This window comes from Candidatus Dormiibacterota bacterium (assembly GCA_036495095.1).
GTDB lineage: Bacteria > Chloroflexota > Dormibacteria > Aeolococcales > Aeolococcaceae > CF-96.
In genome coordinates, this window is the sequence record DASXNK010000132.1 from 23,466 (window position 1) to 31,714 (window position 8,249).

General features: G+C 74.6%; 6 protein-coding genes. 4 read left to right on the forward strand and 2 right to left on the reverse strand.

The window, feature by feature from the left end; translation table 11 throughout:
* Positions 1-2: 2 nt before the first annotated feature.
* Both VGL20_13805 and ahcY read left to right on the forward strand, forming a co-directional pair.
* Positions 3-536 (forward strand): adenine phosphoribosyltransferase, encoded by a 534-nt coding sequence (locus VGL20_13805; GenBank protein ID HEY2704754.1) that lies wholly within the window; start codon positions 3-5, stop codon positions 534-536.
* A gap of 38 nt (positions 537-574) precedes the next feature.
* Complete coding sequence (ahcY, locus tag VGL20_13810) at positions 575-1,834, forward strand: adenosylhomocysteinase (GenBank protein HEY2704755.1); 1,260 nt, start codon at positions 575-577, stop codon at positions 1,832-1,834.
* Here the strand turns inward: ahcY and VGL20_13815 are convergent.
* Both VGL20_13815 and VGL20_13820 read right to left on the reverse strand, forming a co-directional pair.
* Positions 1,801-3,201, reverse strand: coding sequence for a hypothetical protein (locus tag VGL20_13815; GenBank protein HEY2704756.1), 1,401 nt, complete (start codon positions 3,199-3,201; stop codon positions 1,801-1,803). The genes ahcY and VGL20_13815 overlap by 34 nt on opposite strands.
* Positions 3,202-3,213: 12 nt before the next feature.
* Positions 3,214-4,989 (reverse strand): hypothetical protein, encoded by a 1,776-nt coding sequence (locus VGL20_13820; GenBank protein HEY2704757.1) that lies wholly within the window; start codon positions 4,987-4,989, stop codon positions 3,214-3,216.
* Between the two features lie 132 nt (positions 4,990-5,121).
* Here VGL20_13820 and VGL20_13825 point away from each other — a divergent pair, with 132 nt between their 5' ends.
* Positions 5,122-6,519 carry a TldD/PmbA family protein gene (locus VGL20_13825; GenBank protein ID HEY2704758.1) on the forward strand — a complete coding sequence of 466 codons (1,398 nt, stop codon included), beginning with the start codon at positions 5,122-5,124 and terminating at the stop codon, positions 6,517-6,519.
* Positions 6,516-7,880, forward strand: coding sequence for a TldD/PmbA family protein (locus VGL20_13830; GenBank protein HEY2704759.1), 1,365 nt, complete (start codon positions 6,516-6,518; stop codon positions 7,878-7,880). The genes VGL20_13825 and VGL20_13830 overlap by 4 nt, the downstream gene beginning before the upstream one ends.
* Positions 7,881-8,249: the final 369 nt, after the last annotated feature.

The window sequence follows — 8,249 nt, forward strand, 5'->3', positions numbered from 1 at the left end:
CGATGGGTGCCGCCGAGCTCGCCGACCGCCTCCGTGCCGTCATCCGCGACGTCCCGGACTTCCCCCGCGAGGGGGTCGTCTTCAAGGACGTCACCACCCTGCTCGGCGACGCCGCCGCGTTCCGCGCGGCCATCGACGGGCTGGTGGAGGCGCACGCCGGCCAGTCGATCGACCTGGTGGTCGGGGTCGAGTCGCGAGGCTTCATCCTCGGCGGTGCGGTCGCCTACCAGCTCGGCGCCGGTTTCGTCCCGGTGCGCAAGCCGGGGAAGCTGCCCTCCGAGCGGATCAGCGTCAGCTACACCCTCGAGTACGGCGAGAGCGTGCTCGAGATCCACACCGACGCCATCCGGCCCGGACAGCGGGTGCTGGTGGTCGACGACCTGCTCGCCACCGGCGGCACCGCTGCGGCCACGGTGGAGCTGGTCGAGCGGCTCGGCGGCGTCATCGTCGGGGTTGCCTTCCTCATCGAGCTGGGGTTCCTCGACGGCGCGCGCGCCCTCGGTGACCTGCCCCGGGTGGCGCTGGTGCGCTTCTAGTCGCGCGTGAAGTTCTTCAGGAGGATCCGATGACCACCATGGCCCACGACGTCGCCGATCTGGCACTGGCGCAGGAGGGCCAGCGGCTCATCGACTGGGCTGCCAAGGAGATGCCGGTGCTCGCGCTCATCCGCGAGCGCTTCGCGGTCGAGCGTCCCCTCGACGGCCTCCGCATCGCCGGCTGCCTGCACATCACCACCGAGACCGCCAACCTCGCCATCACCCTCAAGGCCGGTGGCGCCGAGGTGCGGCTCTGCGCCAGCAACCCGCTGTCCACCCAGGACCCGGTGGCGGCGGCGCTGGTGGCGATGCACGACATCCCCACCTTCGCGGTCAAGGGCGAGGACTCGGCGCGCTACTACGACCACATCCGCGCCGTGCTCGAGCTCGAGCCCCACCTCACCATGGACGACGGCGCCGACCTGGTCAGCCAGCTCCACAAGGACCGGGAGGACCTTCTCCCCGGGGTCCTCGCCGGCACCGAGGAGACCACCACCGGGGTGATCCGCCTCCGCGCCATGGCCAAGGCGGGGGCGCTGCGCTTCCCGATCGTGGCGGTCAACGAGGCCGACACCAAGCACATGTTCGACAACCGCTACGGCACCGGACAGAGCACCCTCGACGGCATCATCCGGGCCACCAACCTGCTGCTCGCCGGCAAGACCTTCGTGATCTGCGGCTACGGGTGGTGCGGGCGCGGGCTGGCGATGCGGGCCTCCGGACACGGCGCCCACGTGATCGTCACCGAGGTGAACCCGCTGCGCGCCCTCGAGGCGGTGATGGACGGCTACCGGGTGATGACCCTGGAGCAGGCGGCCCCCACCGCCGACCTGATCGTGACCGTCACCGGGGACCTCAACGTGGTCGACCGCCGCCACCTCGAGGTGATGAAGGACGGGGCGATCATCGCCAACAGCGGCCACTTCAACGACGAGATCAACCTCGCGGCGCTCGACGACATGTCGACCGCGGTGACCCATCCCCGGCCGTTCGTCGCCGCCCACCGGCTCGGCGACGGCCGGGTGCTGCACGTGCTCGCCGAGGGCCGGCTGGTCAACCTGTCCGCCGCCGAGGGGCACCCCGCGGCGGTGATGGACATGTCCTTCGCCAACCAGGCCCTCTGCGCCGAGTTCGTGGCCCGCAACCACGCCTCGCTGGTTCCGGACGTGTACGACGTGCCCGACGACATCGATCGCGAGATCGCCCGCCTCAAGCTGAGGAGCATGGGCGTGACCATCGACACCCTGACCCCCGAGCAGGAGCGCTACCTGGCGAGCTGGGAGTCCGGCACCACCTGAGGTCGCGACGCCTGGGGCACGACCGGGAACCGGAACCAGCCGGCCGCTGGTGTGGTCGTGTCCCAGGGGGCGATCCGCACCACCGGCGGGGTCGCGTGGAGGAGGGCGCAGTCCGCGGGGCTCAGCACCAGCCGGGACGGCGAGCGCGACTGCAGGACGATGGCCAGTGAGGGCGTCGCCCACATCCCGGTGGCGGTCCCGTACCTCTCGACCAGCTCGGGGGGGACGCAGGTGGTGCTCTGCGCCGACAGGCGGCCGCGGAGGTCGTCGACCTGCCCCCGCCAGCCCAGGCTGAGGCTGATCACCACCACGGCGAAGCCGACGCCGGCCCCCGCCGTCAGCCAGGACCGCAGCGGGCGATCCGGCCGGGTGCGGGCGGGTGCCGCGTCGAGGGCCGCCATCAGCAGCAGCGGGCACTCGAACAGCATGGCGAGGTCGCGGTAGTCCAGCATCCCCGCCCAGCCGGTGGGCGACTGCGCCCAGGTGAGCAGGACCACGCCGGCCACGGTGACGCCGGCGATCTGCAGGCCCGCGATCACCAGCCGCCGGCGCGGGGTGCGGGTGAGCCCGGGCCACCACCGGCTCGCCAGCAGCGTGGCGCCGGCCAACCAGGTGGCGACCACCGCGATGAACGGACGCCACGCCGCCGACGACCGGAAGACCGTGCTCAGCACCTCGACGCTGACGGTGTGCGCGGATCCCGCGTAGTCGATGGGGAGGGCGCGATACCGGAGCGGGATGAGGACGAGCAGACCGGCGCCGAAGGCGAGCAGGCGGAGCCGGTTCCGGGGGTTGCGCAGAGCTCGGGCCAGGGCGACCAGCCCGACGAGGGCGAACGCCGCGGCCGACAGCGCCGACTCGTAGAAGGCGAAGGCTGCGGCCCCGGCCCCGACGACCGCCGCGACGGTCTCGAGGTCCAGCAGCACCGCGACCAGCAGCGGCCAGCTCACCAGGGCGACGATCATGCTCTCGCTCACCTGGAAGAGCGCCCCGGGGAGGGCGACCAGCCCCAGGCCGAGCGCCACCCAGACCATCAGGTCGGGGGCGCGGCGGCGCACCAGCAGCCAGCAGAGCAGCGCGACCACCACCGGCACCGCGGCGTAGGCGACGCAGAACGCCAGGCGCAGCCAGCGCAGGTCGTCGGTGACGTGGGCGAGAGCCAGCACCGGGAACTGGACGAGGCGGGCGGCGTGGCGGTCGTAGGGCGTGAAGGGCTGCCGCCACTGGAGGATGTTGTAGAGGTAGTAGCCGCCGTCGTAGGACAGCGCGGCTCCGGCCCGCGCCGAGAACGCCGCCGCGAGCGCGGTGCAGACGACGAAGACGCCACCGCCGGCGCGGATCCGGCGCGACCGGCGAACACCCTCCATCGCGGGGGAATCCTAGCCTCCGGGCGGCGCGTCGATGGCCAGCCAGAGGGCGACCTCGCCGCCGACCTGCGGCGGCCGGCCGAGCAGCGAGGTCATCACCGCGGTCATCAGGTCGCCGTGGCTCATCGGCCCGACCACGACGTCGCGAACCCCCCAGGCGCGCAGCTCGGCGGCCACCCGCCGGCGCAGGTCGGGGTCGAGCGGCGGGGCGCTGCCCTCCGCCCAGATCCGTTCCATCAGCGCGGAGGTCGTCGAGGGCGCCGGGCCGTAGAGGCGGGTGCGGCCCGGTCCCGGGCCCTGGTAGTAGCCCTCGGGCATCCGGAAGCGCATGTCGCCGAGGGCCTGCCAGACCATCGCCTCGGTGGGCACCGCCCGCCGTGAGAAGGGCGCGACCAGCACCACGTCGCCCTCGGGGATCCGGCGCACCCCCGCGCCGGTGAAGAAGGCCGGCGTCGACACCGTCGCGCTGGGGAAGGGGGTGCTCGGCAGCAGGGTGACGGCCACCGCGGTCAGCAGCGCCGCCGCCGCGAGGGTGGGGCGCGCCGGCCCGCGCAGCCGCAGGTCGGAGAGGAAGACGGCGAGCAGCACCGCGGCGGCGAGGAAGGCGTAGAGCATGATCCGGCCGGGCAGGAGGTTCTCGAGGACCGGCAGGTGGGCGAGGACGAGCCCGGGCAGGGGCAGATGGGTGTGGTGCCCGCCGATGTGCAGGGTCGGGCCCAGCGAGAGGAGCACCAGGATCGCGCCGGCGCCCGCCGCCGCCCGCACCAGGGTCTCGCGACGGTGGCGCGCCACCGTGATCGCCAGCACCGCGAGCAGGGGGAGTCCCAGGTAGCCGGTCTGCTCCGAACCGTTGCCGGTGAAGTGGCGGGCGATCGCCAGTGCCCGGCCGGGGGCGAGCCGCTGGGAGTCGCCGGGGAGGACCAGGTTGAGCAGGTCGGTCTCGTACACCCCGGGGACGGCGTCGACCCCGCGCAGCCGTCCGGGCCCCAGGAACTGCACCGCGAGCGCCCAGTCGGCGAGCGCGGCGAACACCGCGGCGGCGGCGCCGAGGGCCACCAGCAGGCGGGGCAGGGTGTCGCCGATGCGGTCGCGGTGGAGCACCGCGAGCACCCCCAGCACCGCGAGCGCGGCGATCGCCTCCGTGGCCAGCAGCTCCTCGGCGACGAAGAGCTGGGCGGTCGCGAGCAGCCCCATGGAGGCGCCGGCGACCGGAGCCGGCCAGCGCCGCCGCACCACCACCTCGTGGAGGAGGATGAGCAGCAGCGGCGGGGTCGGGACCATGACCAGGTCGAGATGCCCCGGGGCGTGGGCCAGCATGTACGGGGAGAAGCCGTAGAGCAGGCCGCCGGCGAGCGCCGCCACCCGGCCCGGCCCGAGCCGGCGGATCGCCAGGTACGCGCACCAGCCGCTCAGCCCCAGCGCCAGGGTGACCATGGCGTTGTAGGCGACCACCGGGCCTGCGGCGGCGGTGAGCGGCGAGGCGGCGAGGGCGGTGAGCGGCTGGGACGAGTTCCACATCAGGTTCACCCCCCCGGGGTGGCCGATGTGGTCGGTGAGCAGCGGGTTGTGGCCGTGGGCCAGCGCCCAGGGCAGCCAGCGCAGGAACCACATCGACTGCTCGGCGTCGCCGTGCCCGCCGATCACCCGGTGGGCGGGGTCGCCCCAGGCGGGGAGGAAGAGGAGCCCCGCGAGGCCCGCCAGCAGGACGAGCGCGCCGAGGCCGGCGGCCGCCTCGCGCGCCCTGCGGGCATGGCGGGGCGGGGCGGGGGCGGCGGTCTCGACGGCCATCGGCGGGGATGATGACGGGGGTCACATGTGGGTCGCACGGGCGGCGGCAGGGTGAGGCTCCCGTAGAATCCGGTCGGGGGGGCGCGCGCAGCTGTGAGCCGGTACCGGCTCGGCGCGCCCGGAGGAGCTCAGGTGATCGACGACGCGGTCCTGCGGACCACCCTCGACCGCGCCCTGCGCCGTGGCGGCGACTTCGCGGACGTCTTCGTCGAGCAGCGCCGGAGCACCTCCATCGCCATGGAGGACAGCCGCATCGAGCGGGTCCAGGCGGGGACCGAGCAGGGCGCCGGGATCCGCGTCGTCTGCGGGCTCAGCACCGCCTTCGCCTACACCGACGAGCTCACCGAGGCCGGGCTGCTCCGCGCCGCGGAGACCGCCGCCGCCGCGGCCAGGGGAGGGGCCGACGGCGCCTCCATCGACCTCCGCGAGCGCCGGGTCGGCGAGCAGGTGGTGGCGATCCCCCCCGACGGCGTCGACATGGGCCGCAAGGTCGAGCTGCTCCGCGCCGCCGACGCCGCCGCCCGCGAGGAGAGCGCCGCGGTGCGCCAGGTGACCGCCACCTACGCCGAGGGCATCCAGTCGATCATCGTCGCCAACAGCGACGGCACCCTCGCCCGCGATCGCCGCACCCGGGTGCGCGCCTTCGTGCAGGCGGTGGCGGCCCGCGGCGGCGAGGTCCAGAGCGGCTACGAGGCCCCCGGCCGCGCCACCGGCTTCGAGCTCTTCGACCAGCCGGTCCTCACCGACGCCGCCCGCGAGGCGGCGCGCCGCGCCACCCTGCTGCTCGACGCCGAGCCGGCGCCGTCGGGGACGATGACCGTGGTGATCGGCAACGACTTCGGCGGCGTGCTCTTCCACGAGGCCAGCGGCCACGGGCTCGAGGCCGACCACATCGCGAAGCGGGCCTCGGTGTTCGCCGGTCAGATGGGCCAGCTGGTGGCCTCGCCGCTGGTGACCGCGGTCGACGACGGCACCCTGGAGGGGGCCTGGGGCACCCTGCGGATCGACGACGAGGGCATCCCCACCCAGCGCAACGTGCTCATCGAGGAGGGGGTGCTCACCGGGTACATGTTCGACCGGCTCCGCGCCCGCCAGGACGGCCGCCCCTCCACCGGCAACGGCCGGCGGCAGTCGTACCAGCACATCCCGATGCCGCGGATGACCAACACCTACATCCTCCCCGGCGAGTCCACCGTCGAGGACCTGATCGCCTCGACCCCGCACGGCCTCTACGCCAAGCGGCTCGGCTCCGGGCAGGTGAACACGGTCACCGGCGACTTCGTCTTCGCGGTCACCGAGGGCTACCTGATCGAGAACGGGCGGATCACCCGCCCGGTGCGCGGCGCCACCATCATCGGCAACGGCCCGGCGGCGCTCCGCAAGGTCGACATGGTCGCCGACGACTGCGGCCTCGCCCCCGGCACCTGCGGCAAGGAGGGGCAGGCGGTGCCGGTGAGCGTCGGCCAGCCCCACCTGCGCATCTCCGAGCTGACCGTCGGCGGCACCCGCGTCGCCGGGGTGCAGCTGTGAGCGGCGCCCCGGGTCTGCGCTTCGCCGAGGCCGCCGGGCGGATCCTCGACGGCGCCGTCAGCGGCGGCGCCGGCGACGCCGAGGCCTACGTGCACCACGGCGCCGAGCTCACGGTGAAGGCGTTCGGCGGCGAGGTGGAGTCGTTGACCTCGGCGGAGTCGCGGGGGATCGGCCTCCGGGTGTTCGCCGACTCGCGGATGGGCTTCGCCTACACCTCCGACCTCTCCGAGGAGGGGCTGCGCCGGCTCGTCGACACCGCGCTGGCCGCCTGCCGGGTCAACGAGCCCGACGAGCACGCCGGGCTGCCCGACGCCGTCCCCAACGGCGACCTCGACCTCGTCGCCGCCGACTTCGACGCGCTCTCGGTCGAGGAGCGGGTCGCGATGGCGCTCGAGCTGGAGCGGCTGGCCACCACCGCCGTGCCCGAGGTGCGGCGCGCCAGCGGCGCCGTCTACGCCGACGAGCGCGGCCGCAACGAGCTGTACACCACCCGTGGGGTCGCCGCCGCCTTCGAGGCCACCGTCGCCTACGGCTACGTCGAGACCATCGCCGAGCGTGGTGAGGAGATGCAGGCGGGGATGTCCTTCACCTACGGCCGCTCCGCGAGCGCCCTGGACCTCGCCGCCTGCGGCCGCGAGGCGGCGGAGCGCGCCGCCGGGCTGCTCGGCGCCGACCGGCTCCCCAGCCGCACCGTCCCGGTGATCTTCGAGCCCTGGGCGGCGGCCTCGCTGGTCGGCACCCTGGCCTCGAGCATCTCCGCCGAGGCGGTGCAGAAGGGCCGCTCGCTGCTCGCCGGACGGATCGGCGAGGCGGTGGCGGCCAGCTGCGTCACCCTGGTCGACGACGGCCGGCTCCGCGAGGGCCTCGCCTCCCGGCCCTGGGACGCCGAGGGCGTGCCCACCCAGCGCACCGAGGTGATCGGCGACGGGGTGCTCCGCTCCTACCTCCACAACAGCTACACGGCGCGCCGGGACGGCACCGCCCGCTCCACCGGCAACGCCGCCCGCGGCTCCTACCGGAGCACCCCCGAGCTCGGCCCCACCAACCTGGTGCTGCTCCCCGGCACCGCCGGCCCCGAGGAGCTGATGGCGCGGATGGGCGACGGCATCCTGGTCACCGACGTGCACGGCCTCCACACCGTCAACCCGGTGACCGGCGAGTTCTCGCTCGGCATCGGCGGCTTCGCCGTCGAGGGCGGGGTTCGGGGCGCCCCGATCCGCGAGATGACCGTGGCCGGCACCCTGCTCGACCTTCTCGGCGCCGTCGAGGCGGTGGGCTCCGACCTCCGCTTCACCTTCGGTCCCGGCTTCGTGGGTGCGCCGTCGGTGCTGGTGCGCAGCCTGCCGGTGTCCGGGGCGTAGCCACGGCCGCGCGCGACGCCGTCCGGCGGCTGGCGGTCGCCAGCGGGGCCGCCCCCTCCCTCCGCCGGCTGCGTGATCGCGCCGTCGACCTGCTCGTCCCGGGCCGGCTGGATCGGGACGACCCCGCCAAGGCGCGCAACGACCTCGACGGTGACCTGCTCCGGCGCCTGCTCTCGTTCAGCCTTCGCGCCGACGCCGACTGCATCGACGTCGGCGCCCACCACGGCGACGTCCTCGCCGACATCGTCCGGGTCGCACCCGGGGGCCACCACCTCGCCTACGAGCCGCTGCCCCACCTCCACGCCCTGCTGGTGCAGCGCTTCCCCGGCGTCGACATCCGCCGCGCGGCCCTCTCCGACCGCGACGGCG